Source organism: Xanthomonas sp. NCPPB 2866 (assembly GCF_041475745.2).
Taxonomy (GTDB): Bacteria; Pseudomonadota; Gammaproteobacteria; order Xanthomonadales; family Xanthomonadaceae; genus Xanthomonas; species Xanthomonas arboricola.
In genome coordinates, this window is record NZ_CM192975.1 from 1,786,618 (window position 1) to 1,801,832 (window position 15,215).

Consider the following 15,215-nt stretch of genomic DNA (forward strand, 5'->3'; position numbering starts at 1 on the left):
ACCGCGCAGGTCGATCTGCATGGCGAGATCGCGCGTGCGGCGCGGTTCGATCCGCGCACCCACGCAGCAGCCGATCTGCGCAAACAATGGCGCCGGTGCGCTTGCAGCTGCAGTGCCGGGCGCACAGGTGGCCCGCCGCGCATGACGTTGACCAAGGCGTACGACGATTGACCGGCGCGCGTGCCCGTTTTTGCCTACCATATCGCCAGCGAACGGCGTGTTATGTCTGATGAGAGATGGGGCGGGGGCCTGGTCGACGGGCGAGAACGGATGCGATGCCAAGGCGTCGGCACGGGGAGACAAGCGGCCGCAGCGCTGGCTCGGTGCCGTTGTCTGCATGCTGCTGGCGCTGTGCTCGCTCGCGGCACTGGCTGCACCGGCCGGCACGGCGCCACTGCGCGACTACGCGATCGACAGCTGGAGCTCGCGTAACGGCCTGCCGCACAACTCCTTGCGCGATATCGCCCAGACCCGCGATGGCTACCTGTGGTTCGCCACCTGGGAAGGCCTGGTGCGTTACAACGGGCTGGAATTCGGCATCATCGACCGCAGCACGCGTCCCGGCCTGCCCGACAACGGCGTCGGCGCCTTGTACGTCGACCACGACGGGGCGCTGTGGCTCAGCGATGCGCGCGGCAATCTGGTGCGTCACGGCAGCGACGGGCAGTGGCGGCACTGGCAGCGGCAGGGACAGTGGCCGCAGGCGCTGATCCATGCAATGACCATGGATGCGCGCGGTCGCATGTGGTTGCTGTTCGAGGGCCACGGGCTGGGCTGCCTGTGGCCGGATGGGCGCTTCGAGTATTTTCCGCCGCGCGATGGCGTGCCGCTGCAGAGCAGCTTTCCGCGCATGGCGTTCGACGACCAGGGCCGGCTGCTGATCGGCACGCTGGACGGCCTGATCTATCGCGAACCGGACGGACGCATGCATCGCGCCCCGGCCGCGTTCGGCCTGCCACCCGGGCTGGCGTGGCCATACCGCGCGCCGGACGGCACGCTGTGGGTTGTCGCCGGCGAGCAGCTGTATCGGCTGCGGGGCGAGACTGCCGAGCTGGTACGGCGGGTGCCTGGGCAGGGCCATTTCACCGCGATGCTGCAGGACCACCATGGCGACCTGTGGCTGGGCAGCGAAAATCAGGGGCTGCTGCGCATCGGCAGTCATGGAGTGGAGCATCTGCCGGCTGGTCGCAGCCTGCCGACCGGGCGCATCGTCAGCCTGCGCGAGGATGCCGAAGGCAGCATCTGGGTCGGCGCCAACGGCGGGCTGTTTCGGCTGCGCGAAACCCTGTTCAGCAGTTACAGCCAACGCGATGGGCTGAGCGGCGACTACGCCCGCGCGGTGCTGGAAGACCGCGACGGCAGCCTGTGGATCGCCAGCACCGCCGGCCTGGATCGCATGCTGCCGGACGGACGCATCGTGCCGGTGGCGGTGGCCACGCCATCCGGGCGCAAGCTTTCGGTGCTCAGCCTGGCGCTGGATCGGCACGGCGATCTGTGGGTGGGCACGTATGCCGATGGCGTCTTCGTGCTGCACGACGGACGCCTGCTGCGGCATTACGGCGACGCCGAGGGCATTCCCAGCGGGCATATCCGCGCCATCGTGATCGACGACTCCGGCGTGGTGTGGCTGGCCACGCAGCGCGGCGTGGTGAAGCTGGTGAACGGCAAGCGGGCGCCCCTGGCGGTCGACGGCCTGCCCGATGGCGTGGTGACCGCGCTGGCCAGCATCGATGGTGCGCTGTGGATCGGCTCGGTCGACGGCGCGGCGGTACTGCGCGCCGGAAAACTGCAGCAATTGAATCTGGAAGCGCTGGGCGGCGCGCGGAGCGTGTTCGGTTTTCAGCGCATCGGTGACGCTGTCTGGATCTCGACCGATCGCGGCCTGTACCGGGTGCGCAACGGCAGGCTCGCACGCGTGGGGCTGGAGCAGGGCATTCCGGTCGATACGGTGTTCCAGCTGGTCGGCGACCGGTTCGGCAACGCCTGGATCAGCAGCAATCGCGGCGTGCTGCGCACGCAACTCACCCTGCTCGACGCGGTTGCCGATGGACGCGGCCGGCTGGTCATCGAACGCTATGGCGAGATCGACGGCATGGGCAACGCGCAGGCCAACGGCAGCTCCGGGCCGAGCATGATCGCGCGTGCCGATGGCTCGATCTGGGTGGTCACCGCCGGCGGCGTGAGCACGGTCGACCCGGCGCGCCTGCAGCGCTTTCGCGAGCGGCGCGCGCCGCCGGCGGTGATCGAAAGCGTGCAGCAGGACGCACGTCCGCTGACATGGCGGCAGCAGGCACGCCTGCCGGGCGGGCATCGCCTGAACGTGTCCTACGTCGGCATGAGCTTTCTGCTGCCGGAGCGGATCGAGTACCGCACGCGCCTGGAAGGCCTGGACAGCGACTGGACCGAGCGTGGCCGGCAACGCAGCGTGGAATTCATCGGCCTGCCGCCGGGGCGCTACCGTCTGCATGTGGCGGCCCGTCACCCGGGCGGTGCCTGGAGTCCGCACGAGGCGGTGTGGGCGTTCGAGGTGCTGCCGCTGTGGTGGCAGCGCCAGGACGTGCGTCTTGCCGCGGTACTGGGTGCGATTTTATTGCTGGCGCTGGTGTATCGGTTCCTGCTACGCCGCTACAAGAGCCATAACGCACGCCTGGCCGAACTGGTGCGCAAACGCACCGAAGATCTGCAACTGCAGGCGCAGCGTTTGCTGCAGGCCAACCAGGAAAAGAGCGAGCTGCTGACACGGCTGCGCATCAAGTCGGATGTCTTTGAGCGCCAGGCGCACGAGGACGCCCTGACCGGGCTGCCCAACCGCCGGCATTTCGACGAGGCGCTGGCGCGCGACATCAGCCGCGCACGCCGCAGCGGGCGGCCGTTGGTGCTGGCGATTCTGGATATCGATCATTTCAAGCGCATCAACGACCACTATTCGCACGCCAGTGGCGATGCGGTATTGCATGAAGTCGGTGTGCTGCTGACCGCCGCCGCGCGCGCGTCGGACCTGCCGGCACGCCTGGGCGGCGAAGAGTTCGCCCTGCTGCTGGCCGACACGACGCTGGAGGATGCACAGGCGCTGTGCCAGCGCATCCGCGCGCTGTTCCACGCGCGCCAAGGCTGGGGCGGCGTGGAAGGCCTGCAGGTGACCTTCAGTGCCGGCGTGGCCCAGTTGCGCGACGACGACACCGGCTCATCGCTGATGCAGCGCGCCGATCAGGCGCTGTACCAGGCCAAGAGCGCGGGGCGCGATCGCATCTGTGTGGGTTAGGTGCTGGGATTGGGGATTGGGGATTGGCAAGGGCAGTGTGTTGATCTGCTTTAGAACCCACCGACTGGCTGTGCCATTGCGTGCGGCGCATCGTGGCTCAGCAGAAGGGACGCGTCAGGCAGCGTGCCTTTGCGAATCCCCAATCCCCAATGCCCAATCCCCGCTCAAACAGGCCCCGGCCAGGCATTGGCGATCGTGCAGAACAGTCGCGCGGTCTGCTCGGTGTCGTAGACCGCGCTATGCGCATCGGCGGCATTCCATTCCAGGCCTGCGGCTTTTGCCGCGCGCGCCAGCACGGTCTGCCCGTAGGCCACGCCGGCCAGGGTCACGGTGTCGAACACGCTGAAAGGATGGAACGGGTTGCGTTTGTGGCCCACGCGCGCAACCGCGGCGTTGAGGAAGTTCAGGTCGAAATGCGCGTTATGGCCGACCAGGATCGCGCGCTGGCAGCCGTATTTCTTCACTGCCGCACGCACCGGCGCGAACACATGGTCCAGCGCGTCCTTTTCCTGCTTGGCAAAGCGGAACGGGTGGTCGAGCACGATGCCGGTGATCTCCAGCGACTTCGGGTCGATCTCCAGTCCTGGCGCGGGCACCAGATGGGCACTGGCGGTGTCGCCGGGGAAGAACCGCCCGTCGGCATCCATTTCGATCGGCACGCAGGCAATTTCCAGCAGGGCGTGCTTGTTCCAGTCGAAACCTCCCGTTTCCACATCCACCACCACGGGCAGATAGCCGCGGAAGCGCCGCGACATGGGCAGGAAGGAGGGGGCAGGCTGCAGGTCGACCGGTTCGTTCATCGGCATAGCCTAGCAGGTCGCACGGCCGGCTCGATCGTGGCAGCTGGCGGCCTGCCCGCGTGTACTGAGCGGCGATCCGTCAAACAAAAGCCCGACCCGTGTTGCCACGGATCGGGCCCGGAAGCTGTGCTACACCGCTGGCGTCAGCGGGCGGCGACCACGCTTGCGATCAGCCCGGTGGCCACCGCAATCAGCACGTAGTTGTTGTCCACGCGGCGCCACTCGTGCCCGCGCTGCGGCGTGTTCAAGTGATGCTTGTGGTAGTCGGTCACCCGTATGCCGCGGTGGTCCGGTGCCAGGCGCTCGCCACGCCGATACGGCGGGCCGCGACGATCGTTGCGGTGGTCGTCGTTGTGCGCGCTGGGGCGGTGGTCGCGCTTGTCATCGTGTCTGTCGTCGCGATGATCGTCGCGGCGGTCCGGACCATGCGCGTCGTGGTGCTGCGCGCTGCGGTCGCGGTCGTCATGCTGCTGCGGCGTGGCGAACGCTGCGCCGGACGTGAGCAGCGATACAACCATGAGGGATCCGATGATGCGTTTCATCTGCCTACTCCTGCGTCACAGGAACAGCCTGTGCGAGTTCACCGTAGGCATTTGGAGCTGAATACGTAATGAAATAAGGCGTTGCGACCTGTGCCGGCAGATGCCGCCGGCACTTGTTGCAATCAGATGACGCCGGTGGTGCTGGTGTCGTCGCGCTTCAGGCGCGGCGGCAGCGGCTGTTCGCCGTGGACCAGGAACCACACGTTCTCGGCGATGTTGGTGGCGTGGTCGCCGATGCGCTCCAGGTTCTTGGCCATGAACAGCAGGTGCGTGCAGGGAGTGATGTTGCGCGGGTCTTCCATCATGTAGGTCAGCAGTTCGCGGAACAGCGCGGTGTATTGCGCATCCAGGCGTGCATCTTCGTCGCGTACGCGGATGGCCGCATCGGCATCCTTGTTGCGGTATGCCTGCACCGCTTCGCGCACGGCATCGGCGGCCATCTGGCCGAGCGCACGCAGGCCCACCGTCTGCGGCAGCGGCGGTGCGGAATTGAGCGCGATCGAGCGCTTGGCGACATTGGCCGCGTAATCGCCAATGCGTTCGATATCGGCCGGAATGCGCAGGCCGGCCAGGATCTCGCGCAGGTCGCGCGCCATCGGCCCACGCAACGCCAGCCGCATCACGTCGTGGCTGATCGCATGCTCCAGCGCATCGATCGCCTCGTCGTTGACCACGATGCGATGCGCGGCGTTGTCGTCGCGACGCTCCACCACATCCAGTGCGGCTTCCAGCTGCGCCACCGCCGTGTCGCCCATGCGCACGATCTCGGCGACAAGACGGTGCTGCTCCTCGTCGTAGCTTTTGACGATATGGTCGTTGAGGTGCTGGTTCATCGTGATCTCGATTCGTGGCGGTGGTGGATGTCCGCCGTAACCCTGGCGACATCGCGGGTGATGCAAATGTCGTGCCGGGCAGTGCGGCGGAGCTGCGTCAATGCGGCGTTGCGATGGCCCGCCTTATATCAACCGAAACGGCCGGTGATGTAGTCCTCGGTCTGCTGCTTGGACGGCTGGGAGAAAATCGTTTCGGTGCGGTCATGCTCGATCAGGTCGCCCAGGTACATGAAGGCGGTGTAGTCGGAGACACGCGCCGCCTGCTGCATGTTGTGGGTCACGATCACGATGGTGTATTCGCGCTTGAGCTCTTCCACCAGTTGCTCGATACGGCTGGTGGAAATCGGATCCAGTGCCGAGGTCGGTTCGTCCAGCAGCAGCACGTCCGGGCGCAGCGCCACCGCGCGTGCGATGCACAGCCGCTGCTGCTGGCCGCCGGACAGGCCCAGCGCGCTTTGCCCCAGCTTGTCCTTGACCTCGTCCCACAGCGCGCCCTGGCGCAGCGCCTGCTCGACCCGGTTCTGCATGTCGGCCTTGGACAGTTTTTCGTGGTGGCGGATGCCGTAGGCGACGTTTTCGAAGATCGTCATCGGGAACGGCACCGGCTTCTGGAACACCATGCCGACCTTGCTGCGCAGCCGGTTCATCGGGTACTTCGGCGACAGGATGTTTTCGTTGTCCAGCAGCACTTCGCCGCGCGCTTCCATCTTCGGATACAGCGCATAGATGCGGTTGAAGATGCGCAGCAGGGTGGACTTGCCGCAGCCCGACGGCCCGATCAGCGCAGTGACGCGCTTTTCCGGAATCTCGATGTTGATGCCCTTGAGCGCGTGGTACTTGTCGTAATAGAAGTCCAGATTGCGTGCGGCCACTTTCACCGGCGCCTGCGCGGCCGGTGCTCCCTTGGCGGCCGGAACGGCGATGCGATGCATCGGCATGGCGTTTTGGAGATCGTTCATGTCGGGTGTCCGGAGGGAGAGGTCAGTCATTGGAAATCTTGTTGCGCAATAGCAGGGCGCGCGCGCCCAGGCTCACCAGCAGCACGAACACGGTCAGCACCAGCGCGCCGGACCAGGCCAGGGTCTGCCAGGTCTCGTACGGGCTGCCGGCGAACTGATTCATGATCACCGGCACGCTGGCCATCGGCTGGAACACGTTGCTGTTCCAGTACTGATTGCCGAAGGCGGTGAACAGCAACGGCGCGGTCTCGCCGCTGATGCGGGCCAGGGCCAGCAGGATGCCGGTGAGGATGCCGGCCGAGGCGGCGCGATACAGCACCTGCACGGTGACCTTCCACTGCGGGATGCCCAGCGACAACGCCGCTTCGCGCATCTGCGCCGGTACCAGGCGCAGCATTTCGTCGGTGGTGCGCACCACCACCGGCAGCACGATGAAGGCCAGCGACAGCGCGCCGGCAAATGCGGAGAAGCGCCCGCCGGTCTGCATCACGTACAGCGTGTAGACGAACAACCCCAGCACGATCGACGGTGCCGACAACAAGATGTCGTTGACGAAGCGCACCACCAACCCGGCCTTGCGTGCATTGCCGTATTCGGCCAGCCAGGTGCCGGCGGCAATGCCCAGTGGCGTGCCGATCGCCAGCGCCAGGCCGCACATCACCGCACTGCCGAAGAAGGCATTGAGCAGGCCGCCTTCCTGCATCGGCGGCGGTGTCATCTTGGTAAACAGGTTGACGTCGATGCCCGGCACGCCCTTGGACAACAAGGTCCACAGGATCCAGGCCAGGAAGAACAGGCCGAACACCGCGGTGACGCAGGACAGCAACAGTGCGATCGCGTTGGTCACGCGGCGGCGGTTGTACAGCGATTGCGAGACCGAGGACATCAGTTGCCCTCCCGACGCGACAGCTGCATCAGCATGAAGCGCGCAATCGCCAGCACGATGAAGGTCACGATGAACAAGACAAAGCCCAGTAGCAGCAATGCCGAGCGATAGGTTTCGGTGGCCTCGCCGAAGTCATTGGCGATCAGCGCGGCGATGGTGGTGCCGGGCTCCAGCAGCGACGGCGACAGCCGCACCGTGTTGCCGACCACGAACGCCACTGCCATGGTTTCGCCCAGCGCACGGCCCAGGCCCAGGAACACGCCACCGATCACCGCAGAGCGGGTATAGGGCAGCACGATGTCCCAGCTGACTTCCCATTTGGTCGACCCCAGCGCATACGCCGATTCCTTCAGGCGCGTCGGCACGGTCAGGAACACCTCGCGCATCACCGAGGAGATGAACGGAATCACCATGATCGCCAGCACGAAGCCTGCGGTCAGCAACCCGATTCCCAACGGCGGGCCCTGGAACAACGGGCCGATCAACGGCAGCGTGCCCAGGTGATCGTTGAGCCAGGGCGTCACGTGCTCGGTCATCACCGGCACCAGCACGAACAGGCCCCACATGCCGTAGATGATCGACGGGATGCCGGCCAGCAGTTCGATGGCGGTGCCGACCGGGCCGCGCAGCCAGCGCGGCGCCACCTCGGTGAGGAAGAACGCGATACCGAAACTCACCGGCACCGCAATCACCATCGCAATCAATGCGGTGACCAGGGTGCCGTAGATCGGCGCCAGCGCGCCGTATTTGTTTTCCACCGGATTCCAGTCGGCGGAATAGAAAAAGCTCAGGCCCTGCATCTGCAAGGCATGGCGCCCGCCCCACAGCATCGACAGCGCGGCGCTGCCGAGCGCCAACAGGACGAAGACGACCGTGGCGGCCAGCGCAAGCTTGAACAGGCGATCGGCACGTGCATCGCGCAGGTCGCGGCCGCGCGGGGCGGTCATCGCTTCGGGAATGGCGGTGGCATTCATTCGATTGGACTCGTCACCCGCGCACTGGCGGGAGCGTGAGACAGCAGGAACGGCGAGGCGCCCGCAGGCACCTCACCGCAGCGCAACCCGCCATGACAGCGGGTGCAGGGCATCACTTGAACTCGCTGGCCCAGTAGGCCTGGATCTGCTTGACCAGTTCCGGCGGCAGCGGCACGTAATGCAGTTCGCTGGCCTGAGCCTGGCCGTTGTCCAGCGCCCACTTGAAGAAGTCCAGCGTGGCCTTGCTGCGCGCCGCATCCTTGGGCTGCTTGTGCATCAGCATGAAGTTGGTCGCGGTGATCGGCCAGGCCTTCTCGCCCGGTGCGTTGGTGATCACCAGGTTGAAATCCTTGGCGTTGGCCCAGTCGGCGCTGGCGGCAGCGGCGGCGAAGCTTTCTGCATTCGGCTCCACCCACTGGCCGGCCGCATTCTGCAGCGAGGCGTAGGGCATCTTGTTCTGCAGGGCGTAGGCCAGTTCGACATAACCGATCGAACCCTTGATCTGCTGCACGTACGAGGCCACGCCTTCGTTGCCCTTGCCGCCGACGCCACCTGGCCACTGCACCGAGGTGCCTTCGCCGACCTTGCTCTTCCACTCCGGGCTGACCTTGGACAGGTAGTTGGAGAAGTTGAAGGTGGTGCCCGAACCATCGGAGCGATGCACCAGGTTGATCTTGGTCGCCGGCAGCGTCACGCCCGGATTGGCCGCGACGATCGCCGCGTCGTTCCACATCGTGACCTTGCCCAGGAAGATGTCGCCCAGCAGCGCGCCGGTCAGGCGCAGCTTGCCCGGTGCGATGCCTTCCAGGTTCACCACCGGCACCACGCCGCCGATCGCCGACGGGAACTGGCCCAGGCCGGCCTGCTGCAGTTCGGCGCTGTCCAGCGGCTTGTCGGTCGAACCGAAGTCCACCGTGCCGGCCTTGATCTGCGCGATACCGCCGCCGGAGCCGATCGACTGGTAGTTCACCTTGTTGCCGGTGGCGGCGTTGTAGTCGGCCGACCACTTGGAGACCAGCGGATAGATGAAGGATGCACCGGCGCCGGAGATCTCGGCGCTCTTGCTGTCGCCAGCGGTGGCACCTGCGGCGGTGGCACCCTTGGCGGTGTCGCCGGACTGCGCATCCTTGCCGGGCGAGCAGGCGGCCAGGGCGAGGGCGATGGTGAGGGACAGGGCGGTCAGGCTGGCCGACTGCAGTTTCATGGAAGCTCCGAGGCTGGGTTGGCCGGGGGACCCGGCAGACCACGCTATGAAATGATGTTTTTGTTACACGTGCATGACAGTGCCTTTTGGAGAAGGCATCACAAAAAAGACGCGACCCCGTGGGGGCCGCGTCCCGGTGCCGACGCCGGGGAGAGAGACGGCGTCGTTCCTGTCGCTGTGGCTGGCGTTACTTGGGCAGGTTCTTGGCCCAGTAGCCTTCGATCTGGGTCACCAGGCTGTCCGGCAGCGGCACGTAGTCCAGCTGCTTGGCCTGCGCATCGCCCTTGCTGTAGACCCAGCGGAAGAACTCCAGCGTGTTCTTGAGGCCGGCCGGATTCTTGGGCTTCTTCTGCACCAGGATGAAGTTGGTGGCGGTGATCGGCCAGGCATTGTCACCGGAGGCATTGGTCATCACCAGGTAGAAGTCCTTGCTGTTGCCCCAGTCGGCGCTGTTGGCGGCGGCGGCAAAGGTCTCGTCGGACGGCTGCACGAACTTGCCGGCGGCGTTCTTCATCGCGGTGTAGGCCATCTTGTTCTGCAGCGCATACGACAGCTCGACGTAGCCGATGCCGCCCTTGATCTGCTTCACGTACGCGGCCACGCCCTCGTTGCCCTTGCCGCCGATGCCGGTCGGCCACTGCACCGCGGTGCCTTCGCCGACCTTGCCCTTCCAGTCCGGGTTGACCTTGGACAGGTAGTTGGTGAAGTTGAAGCTGGTGCCCGAACCGTCGGAGCGATGCACCACGGTGATCTTGCCGTCGGGCAGCTTGACGCCCGGGTTGAGCGCGGCGATCGCCGGGTCGTTCCAGGTGCTGACCTTGCCCAGGAAAATGTCGCCCAGGGTCTTGCCGTCCAGCTTCAGCGCGCCTGCCGCCACGCCGGGCACGTTGACCACCGGCACCACGCCGCCGATCACCGACGGAAATTGCGCCAGGCCGGCCGCGGCCAGTTCTTCCGGCTTGAGCGGCGCATCGGACGAGCCGAAATCCACGCTGGCTGCCTTGATCTGGGCGATGCCGCCGCCCGAACCGATCGATTGGTAGTTGACCTGCTTCTTGGTGGCCGCGTTGTAGTCGGCCGACCACTTGGACATCACCGGGTAGATGAACGACGCACCGGCGCCGGTGACATCGGCGGCCTGGGCGCACAAGGCCAGCGAGGCGGTGAGCACGCCGACGGCCAGACGGGTCTTCAGAGAGTGGATCACGGAACAGCTCCTGTAGCGAAGGGATGAGGACGTCCCGCGGTCGTGCCATTGCAGGGCAGGGGCATGACGGCGCGATGTCCGGGAGATGACATGCAGATGACGGCGTTGCGGCGGGGCGCGTTGCCGGGTGGGATCAGGCCGGTTGCCGCCGTGGCACGCTCACGGGAGCGCAGCACGGCAGCCGATCCAGCGCGCACTTACCAATAGAACTGCGCACGTGCCTCGATGATCGACGGGTTGTCGTCGACCAGGCCACGCGTGGCGCTGTTGTAACGGGTGCTTTCCACCTTCGCGTAGTCGAGTGCGAACTTGAAGTTGGAGCGCCAGTACCAGTTGGCACCGACCGTCCACACGTCCATCTTGCCGCCCAGCACGCCGTCCACGAACGGGGTGGTGCCGTTGGAGACCAGATGGCCGTCGTTGAGGTCCAGGGTGTCGTAGCGCACCGCCAGCTGCCACATCCCCGAGGCCGGCGCGTTCGGCAGCGGGGTGGTCGGCACGCCGGCCTTGTAGCCCCAGGTCTCGCCGGTGATGTTCCAGACGCCGCTGACGTACCAGCCGTCACTCTTGTAATCGTTGGCGTTGTTGCCGATGCGCTTGGCGTTTTCCTGGAAGAACTCGCTCTGCAGCTTGAACGGGCCGGTGATCCACATCGCCTCGGCGCCGGCCACACCCACGCGGTCCACGTTGGTGATGGCGCCGCTGTCGATCAGGCGCACCGTGGTCAGGTCGGCGTCCGGGCGTGCGCGCAGGCGCAGGGTGTCGTCGTCGGTGTCATAACCCAGGTAGCTCAGACCGAAGTGCAGCACGTTGCCGCTCTCGTTGATCGGCGCCCAGGTGCCGCGCGCGCCGTAGCCGCTGCCGTGTGCCTGGTTGCGGGTCAGTTCGCGGCCGAACGCACTGGCGGTGATGCTCCAGTCGTTGTCGCCCATGCCGTAGGCCACGCCCAGCCGGCGCGAGATGCCGTAGGTGTTGGTCACTGCGGCCTTGGAGACGAAGTCGTTGTTCTTGGTGCTGGACAGCTCTTCCAGGCTGTTGGGCTGCTTGAACTGGCCGACCTGCAGGTAGTTGTTGGCGTTGCCGGCGAACTTGTACTTGATGTTGTTGTCGAGGAAACGCCCGGTGCTGCGGATGGTGGTGCCGCGGATGGTGACTTCCTTCAGCACGCTGGGGTCGTAACCGGCCACCCATTCGAAATTGCCCGGGCCCTTGCCCTTGAGCACCAGCTCGGCACGGCGGATGCTGAATTCGGAATTGTCGCCATTGGCACCGATCGGGCCATTGAGGTCCTGCACGTCGTTGTGGAACCAGTTGCCGTCGGCCTGGACCAGGCCTTCGAGCGACATCTCCGAGCCGCCGATCACGTCGATGGCGATTTCGGCGTGCGCGGCGGGTGCGGCCAGCGCCAGCAGCAGGGCGGAGCCAAGCAGGGTGGGAGAAAGTTTCATATGTGCCTTGCGACCTGAGAAAGTGAACGCAGGCTATGGCGTGAAAGTTGCGTTAATGTGACAACTTCAGATCGCGTTGCAATCTGATTTTTGTCAACAAAGACAAAGATTTACGCGTGTTTGTTTTTTGTCAGTGTGTGTCATGAGTCTGAACAGGCCACGTCGTATGACAGATGTGACAGTGGCGCAGTTCACCGTTTCAGCGAGCTCAAGCTTATTGCGACCTGAACCAACTAAGTGGAACTGCGGCGTATCAAGCGCTTTGTGCGTCGCACCACTTGCACAGGCGCGTTCTAAATTGTTAGTTTCGAGGCCATGTTTCCTCGATTCCTCCAGTTGCTGTTGGTCTGCCTGCTCGCGCTTACTGCGTGGTCGGCGGCCGATGCGCACAGCCGCATCCACGATGCGCTTGTGGGCGACGGCGTGGCGGTAATGGCGGACGCTGGCGAAGAACGTGATGCAGCCGATGATCTGCAGGGCGACGGGGACGCACAGACCCAGGTCGATACCCATTCTGCAGACGATATCCCCTTGCTCTCCCAGGCATGGCCGGTGGTCGCACGTTATTTCCCCTCTTGGTACGCGCATTACGCGCCGGCAACTCAAAAACGCGACCTGATCCCGCAACTGCGTCCTCCCAACGCAGTGCGCGCCTGATCCTCCGTTAGTCGCGTCAACCGGTGCAGCGCACCGGATTCCTTTGACTTGTTCGTCTTTGCACTTCGCGGTTCGCGCCGCGGAGAGCCATCCGTTGCCTAGAGGTATCTCCCATGGAAAGTTTGCTAGAAGGTTTTCGTCATTTCCGTAAGGAAGTGTATCCGCGCCAGAGTGCGCGCTTTCAGGAGCTGGCCGGTGGCCAGAGTCCGCATACGTTGTTCATCACCTGCGCCGATTCGCGTGTCATGCCGGAGCTGATCTTCTCCGCACAGCCGGGCGAACTGTTCGTCTATCGCAACATCGGCAATGTGGTGCCGCCTTACTCCCAGCACGTCAGCGGCGTGGTTGCGGCGATCGAATACGCCATCGCCGTGCTGGGCGTGCGGCACATCGTGATCTGCGGTCATACCGACTGCGGCGCAATGAAGGCGGTGCTCAAGCCGGAATCGCTGGAAGACGTGCCGTCCGTGGCGGCCTGGCTCAAGCACACCGATGCAGCGCGTCACGTCACTGCCCATCACGGACACGATCCGCACAGCCAGGAAGCGCTGAGCTGCATGACCGAAGAGAACGTGGTCTCGCAGCTGGACCATCTGCGGACGCAGCCGGTGGTCGCCGCGCGTCTGGCGGCCGGCACCTTGCGCATCCATGGCTGGATCTATGACATCGCCCATGGCGAGATCCGCGCCTTCGATGCCGAGAAGGGTGGCTTCCGTCCGTTGTTGGCGGACAACACCCCCGAAGCCACCCCACGTCCGCGACTGCAGCAAGTCGTGCGCGCTGAACTCGCCTGACGGAGCACATCATGAACACATCAGGTATCGGCGGATATTTCCGCCAGGGACTGTTCGGACGTGATTTGTTGTCGTCTGTCGTGGTCTTCCTCGTCGCGCTCCCGTTGTGTATGGGCATTGCGATCGCTTCCGGCATGCCGCCGGCCGCAGGTCTGATCACCGGCATCATCGGTGGGCTGGTCGTCGGCTTCCTGGCGGGCTCTCCTCTGCAGGTGAGCGGACCGGCCGCCGGCCTGGCTGTGTTGGTGTTCGAGCTGGTTCGCGAGCATGGCGTTGCCGCCCTGGGTCCGGTGATCCTGCTGGCCGGTGCGATTCAGTTGATTGCCGGCCTGTGCCGCGCAGGCGTGTGGTTCCGGATGACGTCGCCGGCCGTGGTGGCCGGCATGTTGTCGGGCATCGGCATCCTGATCGTGGCCTCGCAGGCGCATGTGCTGATGGACGCCGCTCCCAAGGCGCGCGGTCTGGAAAACTTCGCTGCATTGCCGGCGGTGGTGTGGCAGGCGATCAGCGAAGGAACCGGCCGCACCGCGTTGTTCGTGGGTCTGGCCACCATCGGCATCATCCTGGCCTGGGACAAGCTGCGCCCGCAGCGTCTGCGCTTTTTGCCGGGTGCGTTGATCGCGGTGGTGGTGGTCACGGCGACGGTGCAGTTGCAGGGCCTGAACGTCAACAAGGTCGACGTGCCGACCAATCTGTTCTCGGCGATCAGCATCCCCAGCGTCGCGGACATCTTCGGCGTGTTCAATGCGACGTTGCTGGTGTCGGCGGTGACCTTTGCCTTCATCGCCAGCGCAGAGACCTTGCTGTCGGCGGCGGCGGTGGATCGCATGCATCAGGGTGCGCGTACGCAGTACGATCGTGAGCTGGCGGCGCAGGGTGTGGGCAATATGTTGTGCGGCTTCCTGGGCGCATTGCCGATGACCGGCGTGATCGTGCGTAGCGCAGCCAATGTGCAGGCAGGTGCGGCCACGCGCATGTCCACGGTGCTGCATGGCGGCTGGTTGCTGGTGTTCGCGATGCTGCTGCCGTGGCTGTTGCGGATGACGCCGGTGGCGTGTCTGGCCGGCATCCTGGTCTACACGGGCGTGAAGATGATCAAGATCGGGCAGGTCAAGGAGCTGGCGACCTATGGTCGTGGCACCGCGGCGATCTACCTGGCGACCACCTTCGCGATCGTGGCGACCGACCTGCTGACCGGCGTGCTGATCGGCTTCGGCCTGTCGTTGTTCCGTCTGGCCCTGCATTCTTCGCGCCTGAAGGTGGACGTGCGTGAGCACGAGCACAAGAAGGACGAGATGCATCTGACCCTGCAGGGTTCGGCGACGTTCCTGAAGGTGCCGGCGATGGCGCGTACGCTGGAAAGCGTGCCGCCGAACACCGCACTGCACCTGGACGTGGCCAAGCTGCATCACGTCGACCACGCCTGTATCGAGTTGCTGCGCGACTGGAGCCGGAACGCGGCCTCGCGCGGCTGCGAGCTGGTGGTGGACTGGAACGAGCTGGATCGACGCGTGGAAGGCCAGCCGACGGTGGAAAGCGCGCTGGTCGAACAGCGCGTGGAGCAAGCCAAGGCGGCGTAGACCTGCTGCAAACACCCGGCGCTCGCGCCGGGTGACATCTATCGTGACCGGGTGATGCATGGCGCCGCA

At 65.3% G+C, this 15,215-nt stretch carries 13 protein-coding genes; 4 read left to right on the forward strand and 9 right to left on the reverse strand.

The genetic code is table 11. The features are described 5' to 3' along the window. The first annotated feature begins 229 nt into the window (after positions 1–229). Positions 230–3,262 (forward strand): ligand-binding sensor domain-containing diguanylate cyclase, encoded by a 3,033-nt coding sequence (locus ACCQ04_RS07700; RefSeq protein WP_226426500.1) that lies wholly within the window; start codon positions 230–232, stop codon positions 3,260–3,262. Between the two features lie 164 nt (positions 3,263–3,426). On the opposite strand, the gene rnt is transcribed toward ACCQ04_RS07700, so the two are convergent. The 9 genes from rnt to ACCQ04_RS07745 all read right to left on the reverse strand — a co-directional run bounded on the left by rnt (position 3,427) and on the right by ACCQ04_RS07745 (position 12,115). Beyond that, positions 3,427–4,068, reverse strand: a complete 642-nt coding sequence (rnt, locus tag ACCQ04_RS07705; protein WP_226426499.1) for a ribonuclease T — start codon at positions 4,066–4,068, stop codon at positions 3,427–3,429. 137 nt (positions 4,069–4,205) lie between these two features. Then, a complete protein-coding gene (locus ACCQ04_RS07710; protein WP_102580971.1) occupies positions 4,206–4,604 on the reverse strand; it encodes an RcnB family protein in 399 nt (132 codons plus the stop codon). A gap of 122 nt (positions 4,605–4,726) precedes the next feature. Further along, complete coding sequence (phoU, locus tag ACCQ04_RS07715; protein ID WP_005994733.1) at positions 4,727–5,437, reverse strand: phosphate signaling complex protein PhoU; 711 nt, start codon at positions 5,435–5,437, stop codon at positions 4,727–4,729. A 128-nt stretch (positions 5,438–5,565) separates the two neighbouring features. Beyond that, on the reverse strand, positions 5,566–6,396 hold the full coding sequence (gene pstB, locus ACCQ04_RS07720; protein ID WP_016902480.1) for a phosphate ABC transporter ATP-binding protein PstB: 831 nt from the start codon (positions 6,394–6,396) through the stop codon (positions 5,566–5,568). A 22-nt stretch (positions 6,397–6,418) separates the two neighbouring features. Beyond that, the gene (gene pstA / locus ACCQ04_RS07725) at positions 6,419–7,282 is read right to left on the reverse strand and encodes a phosphate ABC transporter permease PstA (protein WP_039511726.1); all 864 of its coding nucleotides are present in this window, start codon (positions 7,280–7,282) and stop codon (positions 6,419–6,421) included. Continuing rightward, on the reverse strand, positions 7,282–8,256 hold the full coding sequence (pstC, locus tag ACCQ04_RS07730; RefSeq protein WP_006450306.1) for a phosphate ABC transporter permease subunit PstC: 975 nt from the start codon (positions 8,254–8,256) through the stop codon (positions 7,282–7,284). The genes pstA and pstC overlap by 1 nt, the downstream gene beginning before the upstream one ends. Before the next feature lie 112 nt (positions 8,257–8,368). Next, on the reverse strand, positions 8,369–9,460 hold the full coding sequence (gene pstS / locus ACCQ04_RS07735) for a phosphate ABC transporter substrate-binding protein PstS (RefSeq protein WP_016902478.1): 1,092 nt from the start codon (positions 9,458–9,460) through the stop codon (positions 8,369–8,371). A 187-nt stretch (positions 9,461–9,647) separates the two neighbouring features. Next, a complete protein-coding gene (gene pstS, locus ACCQ04_RS07740) occupies positions 9,648–10,667 on the reverse strand; it encodes a phosphate ABC transporter substrate-binding protein PstS (RefSeq protein ID WP_161961418.1) in 1,020 nt (339 codons plus the stop codon). Between the two features lie 197 nt (positions 10,668–10,864). Next, entirely contained in the window at positions 10,865–12,115 is a 1,251-nt protein-coding gene (locus ACCQ04_RS07745; protein ID WP_102580970.1) for an OprO/OprP family phosphate-selective porin, read from the reverse strand. Positions 12,116–12,451: 336 nt separating this feature from the next. On the opposite strand from ACCQ04_RS07745, the gene ACCQ04_RS07750 reads away from it, so the two are divergent. The 3 genes from ACCQ04_RS07750 (at position 12,452) to ACCQ04_RS07760 (ending at position 15,146) form a co-directional block, all read left to right on the forward strand. Beyond that, positions 12,452–12,772: a hypothetical protein gene (locus tag ACCQ04_RS07750; RefSeq protein ID WP_016902475.1), complete on the forward strand. Its 321-nt coding sequence runs from the start codon at positions 12,452–12,454 to the stop codon at positions 12,770–12,772. Between the two features lie 113 nt (positions 12,773–12,885). Next, a complete protein-coding gene (locus tag ACCQ04_RS07755) occupies positions 12,886–13,566 on the forward strand; it encodes a carbonic anhydrase (protein ID WP_016902474.1) in 681 nt (226 codons plus the stop codon). A gap of 11 nt (positions 13,567–13,577) precedes the next feature. Beyond that, positions 13,578–15,146 carry a SulP family inorganic anion transporter gene (locus tag ACCQ04_RS07760; RefSeq protein WP_226426498.1) on the forward strand — a complete coding sequence of 523 codons (1,569 nt, stop codon included), beginning with the start codon at positions 13,578–13,580 and terminating at the stop codon, positions 15,144–15,146. Positions 15,147–15,215: the final 69 nt, after the last annotated feature.

What these genes read in the sequence shown, in the direction of transcription:
- ACCQ04_RS07755 (WP_016902474.1), top strand. Translation starts at nt 12,886, where the DNA reads ATGGAAAGTTTGCTAGAAGGTTTTCGTCATTTCCGTAAGGAAGTGTAT.
- pstC (WP_006450306.1), bottom strand. Translation starts at nt 8,256, where the DNA reads ATGAATGCCACCGCCATTCCCGAAGCGATGACCGCCCCGCGCGGCCGC.
- pstB (WP_016902480.1), bottom strand. Translation starts at nt 6,396, where the DNA reads ATGAACGATCTCCAAAACGCCATGCCGATGCATCGCATCGCCGTTCCG.
- ACCQ04_RS07745 (WP_102580970.1), bottom strand. Translation starts at nt 12,115, where the DNA reads ATGAAACTTTCTCCCACCCTGCTTGGCTCCGCCCTGCTGCTGGCGCTG.
- rnt (WP_226426499.1), bottom strand. Translation starts at nt 4,068, where the DNA reads ATGCCGATGAACGAACCGGTCGACCTGCAGCCTGCCCCCTCCTTCCTG.
- phoU (WP_005994733.1), bottom strand. Translation starts at nt 5,437, where the DNA reads ATGAACCAGCACCTCAACGACCATATCGTCAAAAGCTACGACGAGGAG.
- pstS (WP_016902478.1), bottom strand. Translation starts at nt 9,460, where the DNA reads ATGAAACTGCAGTCGGCCAGCCTGACCGCCCTGTCCCTCACCATCGCC.
- pstA (WP_039511726.1), bottom strand. Translation starts at nt 7,282, where the DNA reads ATGTCCTCGGTCTCGCAATCGCTGTACAACCGCCGCCGCGTGACCAAC.
- ACCQ04_RS07710 (WP_102580971.1), bottom strand. Translation starts at nt 4,604, where the DNA reads ATGAAACGCATCATCGGATCCCTCATGGTTGTATCGCTGCTCACGTCC.
- ACCQ04_RS07760 (WP_226426498.1), top strand. Translation starts at nt 13,578, where the DNA reads ATGAACACATCAGGTATCGGCGGATATTTCCGCCAGGGACTGTTCGGA.
- ACCQ04_RS07700 (WP_226426500.1), top strand. Translation starts at nt 230, where the DNA reads ATGAGAGATGGGGCGGGGGCCTGGTCGACGGGCGAGAACGGATGCGAT.